Origin of the sequence: Blautia sp. Marseille-P3201T, from assembly GCF_900120295.1 — a bacterium.
In the GTDB taxonomy this organism is placed as follows: domain Bacteria; phylum Bacillota; class Clostridia; order Lachnospirales; family Lachnospiraceae; genus Blautia.
Map to the genome: position 1 here is coordinate 376227 of NZ_LT635470.1, position 21908 is coordinate 398134.

Genomic DNA, 21908 nt, shown 5'->3' on the forward strand with positions numbered 1-21908 from the left:
TTTGCAGCCATTGACAAGCATTAGAAAACAAGGGTACAATAGAATTAAAATTCGTAGGAAAATCGGGAGTAAGGAAAATGAGCAGACAATTGAACTTAGAGGATGAAAAAGAACTGATGGCACTTGGAAAAGCCCTTTCTTCTGAGATTAGAATTCGCATTTTAGAGCTTTTGCAAAAGGAGCCTATTTGTGTAAATGAAATTGCGGAAATATTGGAGATACCGCCATCGTCAGCGGCACTACATGTAAGGGTATTGCAGGAAGCAAATTTAATTCGTACAGAATTAAAACCGGGCATTCGTGGTTCTATGAAGCTGTGTATTCTTCAGGAAACCAGTATTTTATTACATTTACAAAAAAGAAAAGTTAAGAAAAGAGAAGAAGTTATTTCTATGCCGGTAGGGAATTATGTGGATTATAAAATTACGCCTACCTGTGGAATGGTAAATGAGGAAGAATATATTGACGGAGAGGATGAACCCAGATGCTTTTATGATCCCAGGCGGACAACTGCAAAGCTAGTGTGGTTTTCCTCCGGTTATTTAGAATATCGCTTTCCCAATGCAGGATTACAAAGAGAAGATGCAAAAGGATTGGAATTTTCTGCTGAGTTGTGTTCAGAAACAGCAGATTATAATTTGGATTGTCCTTCTGATATTACTTTATGGATTAATGGAATAGAAGCAGGAACATGGACATGTCCTTCAGACTTTGGAGGAAGACGCGGAAAATTAAATCCAGACTGGTGGGAAGACAAAAATACACAGTATGGAAATTTGAAAATCTGGTACATTGATGAAACAGGAACATATTTAGATGGGCAACTGATTAGTAATACAAAAATTAAGGAATATTCTCTGGCGGCAGGCGATTACATTTCTGTGAGAATTGGAATTAAAGAAGATGCTCATCACGTAGGCGGGGTAAATATTTTTGGAAATTGTTTTGGGGATTATCCGCAAGATTTAATAATGAAATTGAAATATTAGGAAAAAAGTCTTTACAAGGGGAATAGATATGCTATAATTTCATTAGAAACAAAAAATATAAAATAAAACATAAAAAATGTTTCAAATAAAGGGAAACACAAAATTGGGAGGTAAAGATGGAGAAAAAGTTATTGGAAAAGTTTCAGGAACTTTATGGAGAAGGAGGAGATATTCGAAATTACTTTTCACCGGGACGTGTAAATCTTATTGGTGAACACACGGATTATAATGGGGGACATGTTTTTCCCTGTGCATTGACAATTGGAACCTATGCAGTAGTAAGAAAAAGAGAAGACCGAAAAATCCGTTTATATTCTGAGAACTTTAGCCGTTTAGGTGTTTTTGAAACCAGTTTGGATGACTTAGTATACAGAGAAGAAGCTAATTGGGCAAACTATCCAAAGGGTGTGATTTGGACTTTTAAGGAAAAAGGCTATGTGGCAGACACAGGATTTGACATGGTTATGTACGGAAATATTCCAAATGGTTCCGGACTGTCTTCTTCTGCTTCTGTAGAACTTTTGATGGGTGTGATTTTAGTAGACCTTTTTGGCTTTGAAGGACTTTCCATGATTGATTTGGCTTTGTACGGACAATATGCAGAAAACAAATTCAATGGTATGAACTGTGGGATTATGGATCAGTTTGCCATTGCTATGGGAAAAGAAAACCACGCTATTTTCTTAGATACAGGAAATCTGCATTATGAATATGCACCAATTCAGATGGATGGGGCAAAAATTGTAATTACAGCCAGCAATAAAAAAAGAAGGCTTACAGACTCCAAATATAATGAAAGACGGGCAGAATGTGAGGAAGCGCTGGCAGATATTCAGAAACACGAGAACATTCAGGCGCTTGGTGAGCTGACAGAAGAAAAATTTGAAGAAGTGAAAGACTTTATTACAAATCCAATATGCCGTAAAAGAGCAAAACATGCAGTATATGAAAACCAGAGAACCATTCAGGCAGTAAAAGCTCTGAAGGAAAATGACTTAGAAACCTTTGGAGAGCTTATGAATAAATCTCATATTTCTCTTCGTGATGATTATGAAGTGACAGGAAAAGAACTGGACACTCTTGTGGAAGCAGCATGGAAACAGGAAGGTGTCATTGGTTCTCGCATGACAGGTGCAGGTTTTGGCGGATGTACGGTCAGTATTGTTAAAGAAGATAAAATTGACTCCTTTATTCAAAATGTGGGAGAAATTTATGAAAAAGAAATTGGTTATGCAGCGGATTTCTATGTAGTACAGATTGGTGGTGGAGCCAGAAGAATTTAGTAAATAAAGAAAGGTGAAAAAGATGTTAAATAAAGACATAAGAGATTTAGTACAGTATGGTATGGAAGCAGGGCTTGTACCTGCATGTGAAAAAAATTATACAATTAATTTACTGCTTGATTTATTTCATGAAGATGATTATGAAGAACCAGCGGAAGAATGTAATACAGATTTAGAAGAAATTTTAAAAAATCTGTTAGATGAAGCAGTAAAAAGAAATATTATTGAAGACAGCATCGGATACAGAGATTTATTTGATACAAAAATTATGAACTGCTTAATGCCACGTCCTTCCCAGGTACAGGAGAAATTCTGGAAGGAATATGAAAAGAGTCCGGAAACAGCTACTGACTATTTTTATAAATTAAGTCAGGACAGCGACTATATCCGCCGTTACCGTATTAAAAAAGACCAGAAATGGACAGTAGAAAGTCCTTATGGAACCATTGATATTACCATTAATCTTTCCAAGCCGGAAAAAGATCCAAAAGCCATTGCAGCAGCGAAAAATGCAAAGGCAAGTGCTTATCCAAAGTGTCAGCTTTGCATGGAGAATGAAGGGTATGCGGGAAGACTGAACCATCCGGCAAGAGAAAACCATAGAATTATTCCGATTACTATTAATGACAGTCAGTGGGGATTTCAGTATTCTCCGTATGTTTATTATAATGAACACTGTATCGTATTTAACGGACAGCATGTACCAATGAAAATTGAAAGAAATACTTTTGTGAAATTATTTGATTTTATTAAGCTGTTTCCTCATTACTTCCTTGGCTCTAATGCAGACCTTCCAATCGTAGGCGGTTCTATTTTAAGCCATGATCATTTCCAGGGCGGTCATTATACTTTTGCAATGGCGAAAGCTCCAATGGAAGAAATGGTTACTATTCCGGGATATGAAGACGTAGAAGCCGGTATTGTAAAATGGCCGTTATCTGTGCTTAGAATTCGCAGCAAAGATGAGAAACGTCTCATTGATTTAGCAAGTCATGTTTTGGATGTATGGAGAGGATATACAGATGAGGCTGCATTTGTTTTTGCAGAAACAGATGGAGAACCACATAATACAATTACACCGATTGCCAGAAAAAAAGGTGATATGTATGAATTGGATTTAACACTGAGAAATAATATTACAACGGAGGAGCATCCATTAGGTGTGTACCATCCTCATGCGGAGTATCACCATATTAAAAAAGAAAATATCGGTTTGATTGAAGTTATGGGACTGGCAGTGCTTCCTGCCCGTTTAAAAGAAGAAATGGAACTTTTAGCATCTTACCTTGTAGAAGGTAAAAATCCTGCAGATAATGAGATGTTGGAGAAACATGCAGCATGGGTAGCAGAATTTGCACCGAAATATGAAAATATTACAGAAGAAAATGTAATGGATATTCTTCGTGAAGAAGTAGGACAGGTATTTGTTCATGTATTAGAAGATGCCGGTGTATACAAATGTACAGAAGAAGGAAGAGAAGCGTTTAAACGTTTTCTGGCTGTATTATAAGAGCGGACAAAAAAGATGGGCATTGCCTGTCTTTTTTGTACTTTATGTGGTATAATAATTGCACGATGTGCAATTTAAGCCGATTTCATCGGCTTACTGCCGTATGGCAGATTATACCAGGCAAGCCACGGCTTGAAAAGTAAATACCCTTGCAAGGTGCTTCCTTTTCTGCGCACGTGGTATAATAATTGCATTAAAAAATTTTAAGGAGAATTCAATGAGGGAAAAAATCCTGCTGATAGATGGACACAGTATATTAAACAGGGCATTTTACGGACTGCCTGATTTGACAAATGCAGAAGGACTTCATACAAATGCGATTTATGGATTTTTAAATATTTTATTTAAGATTTTGGAGGAGGAAAAGCCGGATTATCTTACCGTTGCTTTTGATTTGCATGCTCCTACCTTCCGTCACAAACAGTATGAAGCATATAAAGGAACGAGAAAGCCTATGCCAATGGAGTTGAGAGAGCAGATACCGGTTATGAAGGATGTGCTTTCTGCCATGGGTGTTACCATAATTACCAAAGAGGGATATGAAGCGGATGATCTTTTGGGAACCGTAGCAAAAAAAAGTGAAGAAAAGGGTATGGATGTAACCATTCTTTCCGGTGACAGGGATTTACTGCAGTTGGCAACTTCTCATATTTGTATTCGTATACCAAAGACAAAAGGTGGAAAAACAACCATTGAAGATTATTATGAAGAGGATGTAAAAGAGGCTTATCAACTTACACCTTTACAGATTATTGAATTGAAAGCATTGATGGGAGATACAGCCGACAATATTCCTGGGCTTCCGGGTGTAGGAGAAAAGACAGCAACCAAAATTTTACTTGAATATGGAACAGTCGAGAATGCCAAGGCTCATGCGGAAGAATTAAAACCGAATAAAGCAAAGACTGCTTTTTTGGAACATTATGATTTGGCTGTATTAAGTAAAGAATTGGCAACCATTTGTATTGACAGTCCGATTGAATATGACTGGGAAGGTGCAAGAATTCATAATCTGTATACACCGGAAGCGTATGAATTTTTCAAAGAATTGGAATTTAAAAATTTTCTTTCCCGTTTTGAGGATACAGGAGAAGAAAATAAAATAGAAGAAAGTTTCCGGTATATTACGGATTTCACAGAAACAGAGGAAATCTTTAAAAGAGCTATACAGGAGCCGGTAGTGGGAATTGAGCTACTGGAAGAAAAAGGACAGATTTTAGGCTTAGGTCTTGCATGGGGAGAAGAAGAAACAGAGGTATACGGTATTTTACCACAGGGATTTGTGACAGAAGACTATCTCATTGGAAAAGCGCAGGAGCTTTGCCAACAGGGAAAACTGGTTGCCTCTTTAAATATTAAGGCAATGCTGCGTTATATGGATTTAAAATCTCACAACGATATGTTCGATGCCGGACTTGCAGCTTACCTTTTAAATCCTTTAAAGTCAGAGTACACTTACGATGATATTGCAAAAGAGTTTTTGGGAGAAATGCTTCCTGCAAAGGAAGATTTACTGGGTAAATTATCCTATATAAAGGCTGCTGATGAAAAAGAAGAAGAACTTGCCAAAAGCGTCTGCTATATGGCATATACTGCTTTTAAATCCAGAACACCGCTTTTCGAAGCTCTGGAAAAGGAAAATATGAAAAAGCTTTATACAGATATGGAAATGCCTCTTTTATTTACCCTTGCAGATATGGAAAAAGAGGGCATTTTAGTAGAAGCGGAGGCATTAAAGGAATACGGAGAAAAGCTTCAGGTTCGTATTGAAGCTTTGGAAAAAGAAATCTGGGAGCAGGCAGGAGAAGAATTTAATATTAATTCCCCGAAACAGCTGGGTGTGATATTGTTTGAAAAATTAGAGCTTCCAGGAGGGAAGAAGACAAAGACAGGCTATTCTACAGCGGCAGATGTGTTGGAAAAATTAGCTCCTGAGCATAAACTGGTAGCTGATATTTTAGAATACAGACAGCTCACAAAGCTGAAATCGACTTACGCAGATGGACTTGCCAATTATATTGCAGAGGACGGAAGAATACATTCTACTTTTAATCAGACAATTACTGCAACAGGCAGAATTAGCAGTACAGAGCCGAACTTACAGAATATACCGGTTCGTACAGAGCTTGGAAGAATGCTTCGAAAAGTATTTATTCCAAAAGATGGGTTTGTATTTTTAGATGCAGATTATTCGCAGATTGAACTTCGTGTGCTGGCGCATATGTCAGGAGATGAAAAATTAATTCAGGCATATCAGGAAGCGCAGGATATTCATAGAATTACAGCTTCTCAGGTATTTCATATTCCTTTTGATGAAGTTACACCTCTTCAAAGAAGAAATGCCAAAGCTGTAAATTTTGGAATTGTATATGGTATCAGTTCTTTTGGGCTTAGTCAGGATTTGAGTATCAGCAGAAAAGAAGCTGCTCAGTATATTGAAAGTTATTTTCATACTTATCCAAAAATAAAAGGATTTTTAGATGGATTAGTAGAAGAAGCAAAGGAAAAAGGTTATGTTTCCACGCTGTTTCACAGACGCAGACCAGTGCCTGAGCTAAAATCCAGCAACTTTATGCAGCGTTCTTTCGGAGAAAGAGTGGCTATGAACTCTCCAATTCAGGGAACAGCAGCAGATATCATTAAAATTGCCATGATACGGGTCAATAAGCGATTGAAGGAAGAAAATTTAAAGTCCAGATTAGTTCTGCAGGTACATGATGAACTTTTGATTGAAACAGCAAAAGACGAAGTGGAGCAGGTTTCTGCTATTTTGGAGCAGGAGATGAAAGAAGCAGCACATTTATCTGTAGCTCTTGAAATTGATATGCATACAGGGGAAAACTGGTACGAAGCAAAATAGCAGATTTACAAAGGAGGAATGGGTATGAGAATTATAGGAGTAACAGGCGGAGTGGGTTCTGGAAAAAGTGCAGTTTTAAATTATATAGAAGAACATTTTGACAGCCGAATTGTAAAAGCAGATGATGTGGGACACTTGTTAATGATGCCGGGACGAGCATGCTATGAGCCGGTTATTCAACTGTTCGGAGAGTGGATTGTAAAAGATGATACTTCTTTGAACAGGGAAGCCATTGCCTCTATTGTATTTAAAGATCCGGAGATGCTAAAAAAACTGGATGACATCATACATCCTGCTGTGAAAAAATATATTTTAAAAGAAATTGAAAAATCAAAAGAAGAAGAAACTGAATTTTTCTTTATAGAGTCAGCTTTGCTTTTAGAAGAAAAATATGATGAAATTTGTGATGAGATGTGGTATATTTATTGCGAAAAAGAAGTACGCATGGAGCGATTACGTCGTGACAGAGGTTATTCAGAAGAAAAAATTCGTCAGATGATGGATAATCAGCTTCCTGATGAGGAGTTTGAAACTCGATGCGACTTCCAGTTATATAACGATGAAGATGTAGCACATACTTATCTTCAAATTGAGCGAAAGATGAGAACCTATTATGAATTTATGTAGTATAGCCAGCGGAAGCAGTGGTAACTGTATTTATGTTGGAAGTGATACCACCAGTTTATTGGTGGATGTGGGAATTAGCGGAAAGCGTATTGAAGAGGGGCTTCGAAGTATTAATCATACCACAGGTGACTGTAATGGTATTTTGATTACCCATGAACATTCCGATCACATAAAAGGCCTGGGAGTGATTTCCAGAAAGCATAAAATCCCTATTTATTGTACAAGAGGAACTATGGAAGCAATGCAGGGTATGAGTTCTTTAGGTAAGATGCCGGAGGGACTTTTTCATCCTATTGAAGCAAATAAAAAGTTTCAGGTGGGCGATTTAGAGGTACAGCCTTTTGCCATTTCTCACGATGCAGCAGAGCCAGTGGGATATCGGGTAAATCAAGGGGAAAAATCTGTAGGAATTGCAACGGATTTAGGGTATTATGATGAGTATATTGTTCAAAATTTATCCGGTCTGGATGTGCTTCTTTTAGAAGCAAACCATGATGTAAATATGTTGCAGGTAGGGAGTTATCCCTATTATTTAAAACAACGTATTTTAGGAAAAAGAGGCCACCTTTCTAATGAAACGGCAGGCCGCCTTTTATGCAGGCTTTTACATGACCAGATGAAAGCTGTTTTTCTGGGACATTTAAGTCGAGAAAATAACTATGAAGCTCTCGCTTATGAAACAGTGTGTTCTGAGGTTACTATGGGAGAAAATCCATGGAAATCTACAGATTTTAAAATCATGGTAGCACATAGAGAACAGGTTTCTGATTTAGTGACAGTATAAAAAAGAAAGAAATGAGGACAGAAGCATGAAAAAAACCATTATCACAGTAGTAGGACAGGATACCGTAGGTATTACAGCAAAGGTTTGTACCTATCTGGCAGAAAACAATATTAACATTTTAGACATCACACAAACCATTGTAGACGGATACTTTAATATGATGATGATTACAGATACCAGTATGTGTTCTAAGAAAATCAGTGTAATTTCAGAAGAGCTGGATGCAGTGGGCACAGAAATCGGTGTTGTTATTCATGCACAGTTAGAAGATATTTTCACAAAAATGCACCGTATTTAAAAGATGGCAGGAAGAAAGGACAGGAAACAATTATGATTAACATGTATGAGGTAAATGAAACGAACAAAATGATTGAACAGGAAAATCTGGATGTTCGTACCATTACACTTGGAATTAGTCTTTTGGATTGTATTGATGCAGATTTACAGGAGTTAAATCGCAAAATTTATGAGAAGATTACCCGTCTTGCCAGCCGTCTGGTAGAAACAGGAGAGGACATTTCAAAGGAATTCGGAGTTCCCATTGTAAACAAGAGAATTTCTATTACACCCATTGCCCTTGTAGGTGGCGCTGCCTGCAAAACTCCTGAGGATTTCGTAACTCTGGCAAAAACCTTAGACAGAGCTGCAAAGGAAGTAGGCGTGAACTTTATCGGCGGATATTCTGCAACAGTATGTAAAGGAATGACACAGGCAGATGAGCTCTTAATTCGTTCTATTCCTCAGGCTTTGGCTAGTACAGAAAGAGTGTGCAGCTCCGTAAATTTAGGCTCTACAAAGACAGGCATCAATATGGATGCTGTGCGTCTTATGGGTGAAATTGTACTGGAAACAGCAGAAGCAACGAAAGAGGATGACTCTTTAGGATGTGCGAAGCTGGTAGTATTTTGTAATGCGCCGGATGATAATCCTTTTATGGCCGGAGCTTTTCATGGGGTAACAGAAGCAGATGCCATTATTAACGTAGGTGTTTCAGGTCCGGGTGTTGTAAAAACAGCTTTGGAGCAAGTACGGGGAGAGAGCTTTGAGGTTCTCTGTGAAACTATTAAGAAAACAGCATTTAAGGTAACACGTGTGGGACAGCTGGTGGCACAGGAAGCATCTAAGCGTCTTGGCATTCCTTTTGGAATTGTGGATTTATCTCTTGCGCCTACACCGGCGATTGGAGACAGTGTGGCAGATATTCTCTGTGAAATCGGTCTGGAATATGCAGGAGCGCCGGGAACAACCGCAGCATTGGCTCTGTTAAACGATCAGGTAAAAAAAGGCGGCGTTATGGCGTCCTCTTATGTAGGCGGATTAAGCGGAGCTTTCATTCCTGTAAGTGAGGACCAGGGTATGATTGATGCTGTGGTAGCCAATGCTTTGACTATTGAAAAGCTGGAAGCTATGACTTGTGTATGCTCCGTAGGTCTGGATATGATTGCAATTCCGGGAGATACGAAGGCATCTACTATTTCCGGTATTATTGCAGATGAATGTGCAATCGGTATGGTAAACCAGAAAACAACAGCAGTTCGTATTATTCCTGTTATTGGAAAGGGAGTAGGAGAAACCGTTGAATTCGGCGGTTTACTGGGATATGCACCGATTATGCCGGTAAATCCATATTCCTGTGAGGCTTTTGTCAGTCGTAAGGGAAGAATACCGGCACCAATTCACAGTTTTAAAAACTAAGAATTAAAGAATAATCGGCGGCTTTTGCAAATCGTTTGTAAAGGCTGCCGGTTTTTTATTACACTTCACTGTTTCGTAAAGATTGGAAGCAAATAAATCTTTTTCAAAAAGAGAGTAAGCTTCTTTTGGCAATAATTTTTTATAATCGGCGACTTTTGTAATGATTGGAATATCACTGTTTTTCTGTAAAATACGCAAAAAGGAAGAACTTTCTTTTTTTAATCCCAAAAGTCTTACATACGCAGGAGAGACAGCAGGCAAATCAGAGGGAATATTTAATAATACATGGAGCAAAGCCCGGCAAATGCGGGTGTAAGTCAGCTCTTTTGTTTTTAATTGCTCTGCAAATTTTGTAAAGGTTTCAAAGGTATTCAGATGGTGATAAATCCGTCTGGCTAAATCAGGGGACATATCGGAAAAAGCACACAGACTTTCCGGTGTGTTTTTCATCAGTTCATATTTTAAAAGTACCGAGAAATCATTTTCTGTGAGGAAAGCTTCTTTTTCCAATACAGAGCACAGGTAATCCTTTACAGCAGGAGGCTGCGCATCTTTCAAGGTATCAGAAAGGGATTTCTGAGTATTCCAAGTGGCAGCAAGCTCTTTGCGTATGGCGGAAGCGCTGGGATAAGATAAAGACAGAGAAGTCTCATGGTAAGCGCTGCCAATTCTTTTTATGGTAACAGGAACAATACTGCTGTTTTGAGCAGCGAGAGACTTACAGTATTCGATACCTAAAATATTGTTTGGAGTATCTAAAAAATCTTCGGAAAATGGAATGTTCTTTTCTTTCAAATATTCCGTCAATGCTGATTTTCTGGCAGCAGGAAAAGAGAGTCCCTGTTTTAAAAAACTGCGTAACTTTTCTTTATAAAGTTCTGGTTCGTCTGCAAGAAGCGCTCCCAAAAAGCGGCAGGTATCTATTTCGCCGCTTTCGCTTCCAAAGCATAGAAAATCAATGGAATTTAAGGCATTGAAAATAGAAACTGCTCCTGATGAAAAATATTCTGCACTGCCGCAGGCATAAAAGGAAGGAAGCTCGAAAACAATGTCAGCCCCTCCTAAAAGAGCCATAGCTGTTCTTTGGTGTTTTGCGAAAATGGCAGGAGTACCTCGCTGTACAAAATCTCCGCTCATTAAAATAACGGCAATTTCTGCCCCTGTCTTTTCTTTTGCCTGTCGGATCTGATATTCATGTCCTTTGTGAAAAGGATTATATTCTGCGATAATGCCCACTGCTTTTTTCATAAAGTACCTCCGTTTTCTGGTGAATGATACAGTACACTAGTATGTAGTATACAGGAAAAAGCAGAAAACTGACAATAGTTTTCTGTTTTATAAAAATGTTTGGAAAATAATACAAGAATAAGAGAGCTTTTCCGAGAAAATCTAAAAGCTTCTCTTGTTTGTGTTAAAGAAACAGTGTATAATAAAAAATAGAAATGGTCAAAATGACCAGAATTACAGAGCAATCTGTATATAGATTATCTTAAGATATCGGAGGAAGAGAATATGAACGTATTAGTAGTAAACTGCGGAAGTTCATCACTGAAATTCCAGTTAATCAACTCTGAAACAGAGGCAGTAGCAGCAAAAGGATTATGTGAACGTATTGGAATTGACGGAAGATTAGTATATCAGCCAACAGGCGGAGAAAAAGAAGTAACAGAAGCAGCAATGCCTACTCATACTGAAGCAATTAAAATGGTATTAGATGCTTTAGTAAATCCAAATACAGGTGTTTTAAAAAGCTTAGATGAAGTAGAAGCAATCGGACATCGTGTACTGCACGGCGGAGCAAAAATTTCTGACTCCTGCATTATCAACGACGAAGTTATTTCCGTAATCGAAGAATGCTGCGATTTAGGACCTCTGCACAACCCTGCAAACTTAATGGGTATCCGTGCATGTATGGAATTGATGCCGGGCAAACCAAACGTAGCCGTATTTGACACAGCTTTCCATCAGACAATGCCGGAAAAAGCATATATGTATGCAATTCCTTACGAATACTATGATAAATATAAAGTTCGTAAATATGGTTTCCACGGAACATCTCACAGATTTGTATCCAAAGAAACAATCAAATTTTTAGGATTAGATCCTGATAACTCTAAAGTTATCGTAGCTCACTTAGGAAACGGTTCTTCCATCAGTGCAGTTGTAAACGGTAAATGTGTAGATACTTCTATGGGACTTACACCATTGGAAGGTCTTGTTATGGGAACACGTTCCGGTGACTTGGATCCGGCAGTTCTTGACTTTATCTGCAAAAAAGAAAACATTGACGTAACAGAAATGGTAAATATCCTGAACAAAAAATCCGGTTTACTGGGACTTTCCAGAGGGCTTTCCAGTGACTTCCGTGACTTAAACGAAGCAAGAGAACAGGGTAACGAAGATGCAAAACGTGCAGTAGACTGCTTATGTTACAGAATTGTAAAATATATCGGTTCTTATGTAGCAGCTATGAACGGTGTAGATGCCATTGCATTTACAGGCGGTATCGGTGAAAACGCAATTCCTGTACGTGAAGCAGTAGTAAAAAGCTTAGGATACCTTGGAATTACATTGGATGAAGAAGCAAACCAGACAAGAGGAGAGAACAAAATCATCTCTACTCCGGACTCTAAAGTAACAGTAGCAATCGTTCCTACAAATGAAGAATTAGCTATTTGTCAGGAAACTGCCGAATTAGTTTCAAAATAATGGTTGACAAACTGTAAATCCCTATGTATAATTTACAAGGTGTGATTAGGAGACTATTATGCTAATTGATTTATCAGAAATTTTATCCATAGAAGGAAAGACACAGGTTGTTGAAGCACCTGTTTCCATGGATTTCTTTCAATCAAAGCTGGGAAGTTTCCCGGTTATTGAAAAAAAGCCAATCTGTGTAACTTTAGTTAATACAGGTAAGAAGGTTGTCAAAATAGAAGCAAAGGGTTTTATTACTCTTGCGATACCTTGCGATAAGTGCTTAAAGGATGTTCCCACTGAATTTGAGATTGATATATCGGAAGAAATTGACATGAAGGCTTCGAGGGAAGACAGGATAAAAGACTTAGATGAAATTAATTATGTCACAGGTTGCAGCCTGGACGTAGAGCAGTTAGTGCATAATGAGATTTTAATCCATTGGCCTTTAAGGGTTCTATGTAAAGAGGACTGCCGGGGAATTTGCCCCAAATGCGGCAAAGATTTGAATGAAGGTTCTTGCGAATGCGACCAGACAAGTCCAGATCCCCGAATGGCGGTAATCAGTGATATATTTAGCAAATTTAAGGAGGTGTAACCTATGTCTATATGTCCAAAAAATAAATCTTCTAAAGCAAGAAGAGATAAAAGACGTGCAAACTGGAAAATGAGTGCTCCAAACTTAGTAAAATGCAGCAAATGTGGTGCTTTAATGATGCCTCACAGAGTTTGCCGTGCATGCGGAAGCTACAATAAAAAAGAAATTATTAAAACAGAGGAAGCATAAGATTTCCTGTAAGATAGAGGGTTGTGATTTATTTCACTGCCCTCTATTTTGTGTTTAGAGAGAGTAAAAAAGAGACTGTTTTATTAAGCAACAAATATTTTTTGTTTGTACTTAAGGAAACAGTCTTTTTTTCTATGAATTTATAAAAGTATTCGAGGTGCATTGGTGGAACTGCGGGGGAACAGCTCTACCGGAATTGTGATTTTCTGTATGGGATAATCAGGATTATTCACAGACTCTGTAAATATGTGTCCGATTTCCTGTCCCATGCGTGTGAAGTCTTGACCGATGGTGGTGATATTCAGATTGCGAATGGCGTCATCATTATCAAATCCGCAAAGGCTGATGTCTTCGGGAATACGAATGTCCATAGCTTTACAGGTCATGGACAGCAGTTGTGCAACACGGTCATTCTCGGCAATAATCGCCGTCGTTCCTGCCTGATATAAACTGCGTAAGGTATCCTGAAGGGAATTGCTGTTTGAGGCAAAGCAGTCTTCTTCTGTAAGCTTATGAGGATAATAGACAAAATTGGAAGAATTTGGCTGAATACCTCCTTCATGTAAAGCATGAAGAAATCCGGCAAAGCGGTTGCGGACAGTTGAAGTTTCTTCCAATGGTGCAGTTGTAAAAAATGTGATGTTGCGATGTCCCAACTGAATGAGGTGTTCGCCTAATAATCTTCCGCCCTCAAAGTTGTCTGAAACAATATTATGAATATAGGGACAATCGGTTGTCTTATCGATTACAATAATCGGTATATTCATAAAAACAAATTCATTGAGAAGCTCCAGATGAATTTTATCTCTCTCAGGATAGTAAATGAGTCCGGAAAGATTTTGTGAGAGGAGAAGACGCAAATTAGACTTTTCCTTTGCACCGGATACATAAATGCTCATAATACATCCGTTAGCATTTAAGGTATTATTTACCACCTCAACAGTCTTAAACATTCCTCCTTTTGTGATGTCAAAAGGAAGGAGGAAAGATACCATTTTTGAAGTGATATGCTTTGGCGGCGTAAGGCGGTTTAAATTATTTGCTGCATTTGGAGCGACGAAGCTGCCTACACCTCGTTTTCGATATAAAACACCCATTTGTTCTAAATCTGTCAGCGCATGCTTGGCTGTAATTCGACTGACTTGATATTGCTCGGATAATTGTTTCTCTGTACAGAGGGGCTCTGAATAAGAAAAATCGTTTTTGCGAATTTGAGCAAGAATGTCTTCTTTTATTCTTTCATATTTTGGTTTACTTGAATTTCCTTGTTTCATAAATTTCCATCTTTCTGAAAATGTATTGGTTAATTTGTTCTATTCTTATTTTATAATATCCGGTTTGATATGTCAAATTCTATATTTATATTGACAAATTTCCATGGAAAAGTTAATATATGATATATCAAATACAATAGAAACTATCATGTGAGAAAATATGAAAAGGTGGTAAATGAGATGAAAACAACAGTACATATTATTTCACATTCTCATTGGGACAGAGAATGGTACATGGCATTTGAAAAACACAGAATGAAGCTGGTGGATTTGTTGGATACAGCATCCGATTTGCTGGAAAATGACGAAAATTATCGCAGCTTCCACATGGACGGATATACTGCTGCGTATGATGATTATCTGGAAATCAAACCGGAACAGCAGGAGAGAATTAAAAAATTAGTTAAAGAAGGAAAGCTTACAGCAGGACCTTGGTATGTGTTACAGGATGAATTCCTGACAAGCGGAGAGGCTTGTGTTCGAAACTTATTAACAGGTCGCAAAGAAGCGCTGAAATTAGGAAAATTATGTCCAATCGGATATTTTCCGGACGCTTTTGGAAATGCAGGACAGATGCCACAGGTGCTTGCACAGGCAGGCATGGAAGCAGTTGCTTTTGGACGTGGAGTAAAATCCATTGGTTTTAATAACGAAACTTTGGAAAAAGGAACTTACGAAACTGCATATTCCGAAATTAACTGGCAGTCACCGGACGGAAGCACATTATTGGGTATTTTATTCCCAAACTGGTATAATAACGGAATGGAAATTCCTGTTGAGCCGGAAGAAGCGAAGAAATTCTGGGATAAGAAGCTTGCAGACGTAAGACAATATGCAGGAACCAGCCATCTCCTCTTTATGAATGGATGTGACCATCAGCCGGTACAGAAGGACTTGTCACAGGCTATTGAAACAGCCAGAAAATTATATCCGGAAATTGAATTTATCCATTCTGATTTTGAAACTTATGTAAAAGCCGTAAAAGAAGAACTTGGGGAAAATATTTCTGTTGTAAAAGGAGAATTAACAAGTCAGGAAACAGACGGACGTTTTACACTGGTGAATACCGCTTCCAACAGAGTTGACTTAAAACTGTTAAACAGAAAGGGCGAAACAGCGTTGGAACGTAAGGCAGAACCGGCAGCAGTTTTGGCAGGACTGGCAGGAAAGAAATATCCGAAGGAGCTCTTAGAATATAGCTGGAAGGTTCTGATGCAGAACCACCCACACGACAGTATTTGCAGTTGCAATGTAGATGAAGTAAATGATGAAGTAGCCATTCGTTTTGTAAAGAGCAGACAGGTAGCAGAGCAGTTGTGCAAAGAAAGTATGGAATATTTGGCAGAGCAGATAGATACCTCAAATCTGAGCAGCGAAAACGGAAAGGTACTTCCATTTGCAGTATACAACTTTACCGGTTGGGACAAGACAGATGTGGTAAGCGTTGTATTAGACGTAGACAGATGCTTTGAGAATATTCAGGAAAAAGCTTACTGGGAAATGCAGAATATGGAATTGCCTGTATTTGTATTAAAAGATATGAACGGCAATACCGTAGAAGCTAAGATGGAAGATATTGGCACAGCCTTTGACTATTTACTTCCTGATGATAAGTTCCGCCAGCCTTATATGGCAAGACAGGTTCGTGTGACTTTTGAAGCAAAAGACGTTCCGGCAATGGGATACCGTGTATATCATTTGGAGGAAACAGCGGCAGAACAGACAGATGATAAAAAGACATTGATTAGCGGCAGCAATACAATGGAAAATGAAAATATCCGTGTGAAAATTCACGAAGACGGAAGCTATACACTTACAAATTTAAAAACAGGACGTGTATATTCCCAGATTGGATATTATGAAGATACCGGTGATATCGGAAACGAATACATTTATGTGCAGGATACAAACGGTCAGGCGATTACAACACAGAATAAACCGGCAAAAATCACTCTTACAGAAGATACTCCATTCTGTGCAAAATATCATATCTGCCAGAGCATAGAAGTACCGGAAAGCGCTGCAAAAGAATTGGAAATTGCGCAGAAATCCTTCCAAGAGTGCTATAACCGCCATATCGGCCGCAGCGATAAAATGGTTGAACTGGCAATCGAAACAGAGCTTACTTTGGAGAAATCCGCTAAGAGTTTGAAAGTGCAGACAACAATCCATAATACAGCAAAAGACCACAGAGTACGTGTTGTAATTCCAACGGGCTTGAAAGCAGATACACATTTTGCAGACTCTGCTTTTGAAGTAGTGGAAAGAAACAACCGTCACAGTAAACAGTGGGAAAATCCAAGTGGCTGTGACCGTCAGCAGAGCTTTGTGGCAATACAGGGTGAAAAAGATGGTATGTTGATTGCCAATCATGGTCTTTATGAGTATGAGGTACTGCCGGATATGGAAAACGCCATTGCAGTTACACTTCTTCGTTGCATCGGAGAACTGGGAGACTGGGGATATTTCCCGACTCCAAAGGCACAGATGCAGGGAACTTATACACTTTCTTATGAAATTCTGCCATTTGCAGATGGAGAAAAATTAAATGCTTATACGTTGGGATATCAGTTCCAGAATGAACTGATGGCAGTTCCTACAAGTATCCATGCAGGTGCTTATCCACAGGAAAAAGGCTTCTTTAACTGGATAGGAGAAGGAGTAAACTTCAGTGGATTGAAACAGCAGGAGGATGGTTCTGACATTATGGTTCGTTTTGTAAATGTTACAGAATTACCTCGTGAAATCCAAATTCAGAAACAGAATTGGATGGAAAACATGTATAAGAGTAATGTCATTGAGGAAGAAAAAGAAGGTCTGGAAGTAAGCGAAGACGGAATGTATCATGTGGTATTGAAACCATTTGAAATTCTGACTTTAGGTATAAAATAGAAGATATAAGCCTTAATGGATAAGAAGGGGGCTGTTGCATTAAGTAGAAAATCGCTTAATGTAACAGCTTTTCCTTTTTACAGTAACTCCATATTGATGCTTTTGGGGGTAAAACCATATTTTGTATACAATTCCATGGCGGGAAGATTTTTGGCATTTACCTGTAATTCTAATCCGTCGTACTGTAAATCTTTATAGAGACGGACAAGGTAATCTAAAAGCTGATGTCCAAAACCGTTTCCACGTTCCTTTTCATCCACAGCTAAGGCGTCAATGAATAACACTTTTCTGTCCTGCATAGGTCCGCCGGATATGTTTCGGGTAAGATAAATCATTATACCTATAACAGAGCCTTCTTTTTCCAATACCACAATTTCTTCGTTTTTAATATGTTCAAGAAATCGTTCCTCTGATAAGATCACAGAGCAATGCTTATAAATATCAGGTCTCCAGTTTGCATGCAGGATATGAACCTGCTGCATAAGTTGCTCAACTTGCTGGTAATCTAAAGCGTTGGCTTTACGGATACTCGTATTCATCAGTTGTGTCCTCCTTATAAAAAGCTATGATGCCTAAGTATAGCACAAATAAAATAGTTCTGTTTATAAATATTAAAAATAAATAAAATTTTTATTGCTTTTTTTGGCTGTATCCATTATTATGGTTAGGTAAGAAAAAACTGCAGAGTAGATTTGTATGCGTAAAGTGCCCTCTGGATAGAGAGTTGCTGGAAGGACGAAAAGGTAAATCTTACGGTATACAAACTCGCATCTCGCTGCAACAGAAGATAAGGCTGAGATTATCTCCTATTGTGGTAGTTTTGATGAAGGAGGTATTTTTTTTATGTTCAAAAATAATTCTAAAGAGAACATTTTTTTGTCTTCAGCAAAAGAGCTGAAGAAAGTTCAGGCATTATCTGTATGTGCCATGTTTGCAGCTTTATCTTTAATTTTAAATCAGGTAGCGTCCATTACCCTTGGACCATATATTAAAATCGGATTTTCCGGTATTCCAAACCAGTTGGCAGACTATTTATTCGGTCCTGTTACCGGTGGTTTGTTTGCGGGAATTTTGGATGTTGTAAAATATTTTATGAAACCGGATGGTCCGTTTTTCTTTGGTTTTACTTTTAATGCAATTTTAGCATCTTTGATTTACGGTTGTTTTTATTATAAAAAGAAATTAACTTTAAAGAGAGTATTGCTTGCGAAATTTGTTGTATTTTTAGTAGTAAACGTTATTTTAAGTACTTTGTGGCTGGATATGCTTTATGGAAAAGGATTTCTTGCATTACTGCCTATGCGTGCGTTGAAGAATGTGATTATGTGGCCGATTGACTCTTTTATCTTTTTTAGTATTACAAAGGTAATTGAGCAGACAGGAGTATTCAGACCATTAAAAAGAACTGCATAAAGATAAATATGGAAGGGATTGAGCAGACAGCCATGTTCAGTCCTTTTTTCTATAATTTGTATTGTGTAATATTCTCCCAATTTTCCGGAAAACCCATGAAGCCGTATAAGTTAGAACGACAAATGCGTGTTGAAGTATATAGATAATGGTTAATACATTTCGTGAGCTCTTTTTTGAAAGAAAAGAAACTTTCGGAGGGAAGAAGATATCTGAGAGCAATTACCATACTGAAAAGATCATTTTTCCCATAAATATATTGTTCACCGTTCATTGGAATATGAAGCTTTTGATGAAGTGAAGTATTAGGAAAGTCTTTATCAAAGTGAAAAGAATAGAGGCGCTCATTATGAGCACAGACATTTCGGATTAGACAGAGTTTTTCAAGATAATTACCTAATATCACTTCATCTATATTTATAAATTCTTGACAGATATCACTTTTCATGGGGAATTTTAGAACAGAGTAGAATTTAGAGATTTGACCAAAAGTTAAAGCTTTCATGGTTACCCATAAAGGTACATTTCCATGATGATTTCTTTGATGGATAAGATATTTGTGTTCTTTATTTTTTATGGCATGGAACGAAAGTATATTGATTAGTTTATTTACAGATATTTTTTTGCTTTTACTACTACAATCAAAATTGGATGATGATAGATATGCTTCTTGCATTACACCATGTCGATTACAGAAATAATAAGAGATGAGTTGTCGGATGTGGATTTCAATTTTACATAAGCTACGAAAAAAGGTGTCTCGTAATTCACGGTCAAAAGAGTATAGAGCCAAAATATCTTCAAAAGTTGTGCCGTTTTGGTAGACTCGTGTCATAGGGTTTATAAATGGTGTTTTATATCCTCCAATAACAGGAAAATATCCGATATTTTTTAGTGTTTCCAAAGCCAGAGAAGGATTATTGATAATAAGCCCTTTTTCGTTTGTTAATTTATTTATTTGTTCATTATATGTAAGAAATGGTTTTATCAGATAAAGCGCTCCTTTCTATAAAATAAAAAAAGGAGGGCCCGCAGGTCCTCCCGCGGCCTCAGACCTCGCAAGGTTTCTGAAACCTGATCACTAAAATACAGCTTACCATAAAAGGGATGAAAAATCAAGATGGAAAATAAGAGATTTTTAACTGCCGGTTAAATTTCTCGCCTCAAAATTAAATCACAGTTAATTGTGCCGACAGTCTTCCCTTGTTATAATATTCAAAAGAGAAAATTTAATATAAGGTAGGGGCTTATGAAAATAAATGAAACTATCCGACAGAGACGTATAGAGAGAAATTTAACTCAGGAGCAGGTGGCAAATTATCTGGGAGTTACAGCTCCCGCAGTAAACAAATGGGAGAAAGGAGCTTCTTATCCTGACATTACCATTTTACCTGCATTGGCAAGAATTTTAGAAACGGATTTAAACACTTTATTATCCTTTAAAGAGGAACTGACGGAGCAAGAAATCGCAATTTTCTTAAACACTTTATCAGAGATACTGGAAAAAGAAGGGTTTTTAAAGGTCTACGAAATAGCTATGGAAAAAATCAGAGAATATCCGGTATGTTATCCGTTGCTTCTAAATGTGGCGATGTTTTTAGAAGGAGCAGGGATGTACAGTAAGGAAGGCAGAAAAGACTTAGAAACACATAAAAAAGAAATTGAAGCCTTATATCAGAGGGTATTGAACAGTCCAAATCAGAATGAAAAAAATTATGCCCAGTCCATGCTGATTTCCAAGTATATTCAGCGAAAAGAATACGAAAAAGCAGAAGAAATGCTACAGTCTCTACCAGAGAAGACTTCCGTGGACAAGAAACAACTACAGATAAATCTTTTTCTTTCCCGTGGAAAATTAGAAGAAGCTGCAAAGCTGGAGGAAGAAAAACTATTTTCATCCATTACAGAAATTCAGAGTGTTTTGCTGATGCTGATGGAGATTGCATTAAAACAAGGGAGAGCAGAGGACGCAGAATATTTCGCAGAAGTGTCAAAGCAGGCAGCTAAATTATTTGATTTATGGGAATATTATTCTTATGCAGCGCATTTTCAGTTATATCTTGCCAAAAAAGACAGAGTAAAATGTTTGAAAACACTGTTTCCTATGATGAAATCTTTGACGAAGAGCTGGGAAATCAATCAATCTCCGTTGTATCGCCATATTAAAACAAAGAAGACGGAAAAGGGATTTGGATTGAAATTAAGAAAAGCGCTTATTCAAGAGATATGTGAAGATGAGGAAGCGTCTTTTTTAAGAGAGTGTCAAGAAGTACAGAAGTTTTTGAGAGAAACAGAAGTAGATAAAAAAATGTAATATTTATGTAATATTTAGAAAGAAAAACTTGCGGTTTTTGAAAAAATAAGTTAATATAGGAAGCGCAGAGAGTTATTTGTCTAAGGAGGAAGAAACAGTGAAAAACAAATGGCTGAAAAAAGGAATGGTTGTCTTAACGATTGGATGTATGGCGCTTCCTATGACCGGTTGTAAAGCTGAAAAGATATTTGATAAAGTATTAGAAAAATCCGACTCAAAAAAGGAAGAAAATACAGAGGAGGAGAAAAAGGAGGCAGAGCCGGAAGTACCAGTGGAAAAACCACAGTGGACAACAGATTTAAGCGGTTCTGTTACTTATACAAAGGATACTGAAGCAGAAGCATTGCAGGTAGAGGCAACGGCTTCCGATAATGGAACAATTTCTTATCAGTGGTATAAAAGCCTGACTAATACAAATGGTGGAGGCACAGTGATTGAAGGCGAAACTTCAAATACATTTACACCGCCTACTAATGAAGCAGGTACTGTTTATTATTATGTGGTTGCCATTAATACAATTGGAAGCTCTACGAACAGAGTGACCAGTGAAACTATGGAAGTAATTGTGTCAGAAGCTGCTCCGGAGGAAACAACTCCAGAAGAAACACCAACAGAAGGCGAAGCAGCAGAGGGAGAGGCAGCCGAAGGAAGCGAAACAACAGAGGAAACTACACCAGCAGAGGAGCAGCCGGCAGAATAATTTAAAATTATGATGTTTTCAAGGATTCTCTTAGGAGAGTCCTTGCATTTTTTATAGATGTTTAGTAAAATCATGTTAGATATAAC

The 21908-nt window shown here is 37.8% G+C and carries 19 protein-coding genes and 1 riboswitch; of the genes, 15 read left to right on the top strand and 4 right to left on the bottom strand.

Annotation, left to right across the window (positions count from 1 at the left end; all coding sequences use genetic code 11):
* Positions 1-77 precede the first annotated feature (77 nt).
* The 8 genes from BQ7352_RS10115 to BQ7352_RS10150 all read left to right on the top strand — a co-directional run bounded on the left by BQ7352_RS10115 (position 78) and on the right by BQ7352_RS10150 (position 9748).
* Positions 78-989, top strand: a complete 912-nt coding sequence (locus BQ7352_RS10115; RefSeq protein ID WP_072449102.1) for an ArsR/SmtB family transcription factor — start codon at positions 78-80, stop codon at positions 987-989.
* A 116-nt stretch (positions 990-1105) separates the two neighbouring features.
* The gene (locus BQ7352_RS10120) at positions 1106-2272 is read left to right on the top strand and encodes a galactokinase (protein WP_072449103.1); all 1167 of its coding nucleotides are present in this window, start codon (positions 1106-1108) and stop codon (positions 2270-2272) included.
* 22 nt (positions 2273-2294) lie between these two features.
* Positions 2295-3782, top strand: coding sequence for a UDP-glucose--hexose-1-phosphate uridylyltransferase (gene galT / locus BQ7352_RS10125; protein ID WP_072449104.1), 1488 nt, complete (start codon positions 2295-2297; stop codon positions 3780-3782).
* A gap of 217 nt (positions 3783-3999) precedes the next feature.
* Positions 4000-6642, top strand: coding sequence for a DNA polymerase I (gene polA, locus BQ7352_RS10130; RefSeq protein ID WP_072449105.1), 2643 nt, complete (start codon positions 4000-4002; stop codon positions 6640-6642).
* Between the two features lie 24 nt (positions 6643-6666).
* Positions 6667-7269 carry a dephospho-CoA kinase gene (gene coaE, locus BQ7352_RS10135; RefSeq protein WP_072449106.1) on the top strand — a complete coding sequence of 201 codons (603 nt, stop codon included), beginning with the start codon at positions 6667-6669 and terminating at the stop codon, positions 7267-7269.
* Positions 7256-8053 carry an MBL fold metallo-hydrolase gene (locus BQ7352_RS10140; protein ID WP_072449107.1) on the top strand — a complete coding sequence of 266 codons (798 nt, stop codon included), beginning with the start codon at positions 7256-7258 and terminating at the stop codon, positions 8051-8053. Before coaE ends, BQ7352_RS10140 begins: the two co-directional genes overlap by 14 nt.
* A gap of 25 nt (positions 8054-8078) precedes the next feature.
* Entirely contained in the window at positions 8079-8351 is a 273-nt protein-coding gene (locus BQ7352_RS10145) for an ACT domain-containing protein (protein ID WP_003021207.1), read from the top strand.
* A 32-nt stretch (positions 8352-8383) separates the two neighbouring features.
* Positions 8384-9748, top strand: a complete 1365-nt coding sequence (locus BQ7352_RS10150) for a PFL family protein (RefSeq protein WP_072449108.1) — start codon at positions 8384-8386, stop codon at positions 9746-9748.
* 3 nt (positions 9749-9751) lie between these two features.
* Here the strand turns inward: BQ7352_RS10150 and BQ7352_RS10155 are convergent, their stop codons facing one another.
* Entirely contained in the window at positions 9752-10996 is a 1245-nt protein-coding gene (locus BQ7352_RS10155) for a nucleotidyltransferase (RefSeq protein WP_072449109.1), read from the bottom strand.
* A gap of 264 nt (positions 10997-11260) precedes the next feature.
* Between BQ7352_RS10155 and BQ7352_RS10160 the strand changes: the two genes are divergently transcribed.
* From BQ7352_RS10160 to rpmF, 3 genes are read left to right on the top strand one after another with little or no spacing between them, the layout of a single operon-like run.
* Positions 11261-12457 carry an acetate/propionate family kinase gene (locus BQ7352_RS10160; protein ID WP_072449110.1) on the top strand — a complete coding sequence of 399 codons (1197 nt, stop codon included), beginning with the start codon at positions 11261-11263 and terminating at the stop codon, positions 12455-12457.
* 58 nt (positions 12458-12515) lie between these two features.
* Positions 12516-13043 carry a YceD family protein gene (locus BQ7352_RS10165; RefSeq protein WP_072449111.1) on the top strand — a complete coding sequence of 176 codons (528 nt, stop codon included), beginning with the start codon at positions 12516-12518 and terminating at the stop codon, positions 13041-13043.
* A gap of 3 nt (positions 13044-13046) precedes the next feature.
* Positions 13047-13232 (top strand): 50S ribosomal protein L32, encoded by a 186-nt coding sequence (rpmF, locus tag BQ7352_RS10170; protein WP_003021217.1) that lies wholly within the window; start codon positions 13047-13049, stop codon positions 13230-13232.
* A gap of 140 nt (positions 13233-13372) precedes the next feature.
* Here the strand turns inward: rpmF and BQ7352_RS10175 are convergent, their stop codons facing one another.
* Positions 13373-14506: a GntR family transcriptional regulator gene (locus tag BQ7352_RS10175; protein WP_072449112.1), complete on the bottom strand. Its 1134-nt coding sequence runs from the start codon at positions 14504-14506 to the stop codon at positions 13373-13375.
* Between the two features lie 180 nt (positions 14507-14686).
* Between BQ7352_RS10175 and BQ7352_RS10180 the strand changes: the two genes are divergently transcribed.
* A complete protein-coding gene (locus BQ7352_RS10180; RefSeq protein WP_072449113.1) occupies positions 14687-17398 on the top strand; it encodes an alpha-mannosidase in 2712 nt (903 codons plus the stop codon).
* Between the two features lie 77 nt (positions 17399-17475).
* On the opposite strand, the gene BQ7352_RS10185 is transcribed toward BQ7352_RS10180, so the two are convergent.
* Entirely contained in the window at positions 17476-17937 is a 462-nt protein-coding gene (locus tag BQ7352_RS10185) for a GNAT family N-acetyltransferase (RefSeq protein WP_072449114.1), read from the bottom strand.
* A gap of 141 nt (positions 17938-18078) precedes the next feature.
* A riboswitch (THF riboswitch) is annotated at positions 18079-18178 on the top strand.
* Positions 18179-18241: 63 nt separating this feature from the next.
* Between BQ7352_RS10185 and BQ7352_RS10190 the strand changes: the two genes are divergently transcribed.
* Entirely contained in the window at positions 18242-18811 is a 570-nt protein-coding gene (locus tag BQ7352_RS10190; protein ID WP_072449115.1) for a folate family ECF transporter S component, read from the top strand.
* A gap of 49 nt (positions 18812-18860) precedes the next feature.
* On the opposite strand, the gene BQ7352_RS15180 is transcribed toward BQ7352_RS10190, so the two are convergent.
* Entirely contained in the window at positions 18861-19712 is an 852-nt protein-coding gene (locus BQ7352_RS15180; protein WP_242948574.1) for an Abi family protein, read from the bottom strand.
* 345 nt (positions 19713-20057) lie between these two features.
* Between BQ7352_RS15180 and BQ7352_RS10200 the strand changes: the two genes are divergently transcribed.
* Positions 20058-21122 carry a helix-turn-helix domain-containing protein gene (locus tag BQ7352_RS10200; protein ID WP_072449117.1) on the top strand — a complete coding sequence of 355 codons (1065 nt, stop codon included), beginning with the start codon at positions 20058-20060 and terminating at the stop codon, positions 21120-21122.
* Positions 21123-21219: 97 nt separating this feature from the next.
* Complete coding sequence (locus BQ7352_RS10205; protein WP_242948575.1) at positions 21220-21822, top strand: hypothetical protein; 603 nt, start codon at positions 21220-21222, stop codon at positions 21820-21822.
* Positions 21823-21908: the final 86 nt, after the last annotated feature.